Origin of the sequence: Actinotalea sp. C106 (assembly GCF_023630195.1) — a bacterium.
Taxonomy (GTDB): Bacteria; Actinomycetota; Actinomycetes; order Actinomycetales; family Cellulomonadaceae; genus Actinotalea.
Genome location: NZ_JALPKN010000535.1, coordinates 1 through 1,061, shown reverse-complemented (window position 1 = coordinate 1,061; position 1,061 = coordinate 1). Strand labels below are relative to the sequence as shown.

Sequence of the window (1,061 nt, the reverse complement as noted above, 5' to 3'; positions counted from 1 at the left end):
CGCGCCTCCCAGAGCGCCCGGACGACGGCGAGGCGGCGCGGTTCGCGGATCGCGTGCAGCCCCGAGGTGCGACGCCACGGGTCCACGCGTGGTGGGGGCGGGGGGGCGAGGCGCACGGCCTCGAACTCCTGCCGAGCCCACTCGTCCTTGCCCGCGGCGACCAGGCGGTCACCCAGCTCACGGCGGAGGTCGAGCAGCACCTCGACGTCGAGGGCCGCGTAGAGCAGCCAGTCCCGGGGCAGCGGTCGGGTGGACCAGTCCACCGCGGAGTGCTCCTTGGCCAGGCCCAGGCCCAGGATCTCGGCGACCACCGCGGCGAGGCCGACCCGGGGGAGCCCCAGCAGACGAGCCGCGAGCTCGGTGTCGAAGACGGCGGCCGGACGGAGCTTCTGCTCGGACAGGCCAGGCAGGTCCTGCGAGGCGGCGTGCAGCACCCACTCGGCGTCGCCCAGGGCCTCGTTCACCGGGCTCAGGTCGGGCAGCGGGACGGGGTCGATCAGCACCGTGCCCGCACCCTCGCGGCGCATCTGCACCAGGAAGGTCCGCTGGCCGTACCGGTAGCCCGAGGCGCGCTCGGCGTCGACCGCGACGGGGCCGGAGGCCGAGCGGAGGCGGTCGACGGCCGCGGCCAGAGCCTCGGGGCTGTCGACCACGGTGGGGACGCCGTCACGGGGCTCGCGCAGGGGGGTGATCTCGGGAGCGTCCTCGCCGCTCGCCGGACCGGTGACGTCGGGGTGGGCGCTGGGCATGACCACCACGCTAGACGGTCGTACCCGGCTGGCCGCGGAGGCGGCGCCGTCGGGTCCGCGGGGGATCAGGCCAGGAGGGCGTTGCGGATCGCGTACGCGACCATCTCGGCGCGGTCGCCCGTGCCCACCTTGCGCGAGATGCGCGCGAGGTGGCTCTTGACCGTGAGGGCCGAGAGCTCGAGGTGCTCACCGATCTGGCGGTTGGTGCGGCCGTCGGCGACGAGCCGCAGGACGCCCAGCTCGCGAGCGGTCAGCTCGCTGGTCGCACGGCTGGTCGGCACCGGCCGGCCGGTGATGCGGACGGCGCCGGGG

1 protein-coding gene and 1 pseudogene are annotated in these 1,061 nt (G+C 75.9%); both read right to left on the bottom strand.

From position 1 onward, the window contains the following. Positions 1-749, bottom strand: a 749-nt coding sequence (locus tag L0B03_RS18305; RefSeq protein ID WP_250448502.1) for a ribonuclease D, incomplete at its 3' end; no start/stop codon positions are given. Between the two features lie 65 nt (positions 750-814). Then, a pseudogene (locus L0B03_RS18300) lies at positions 815-1,061 on the bottom strand (response regulator transcription factor); the annotation flags it as partial.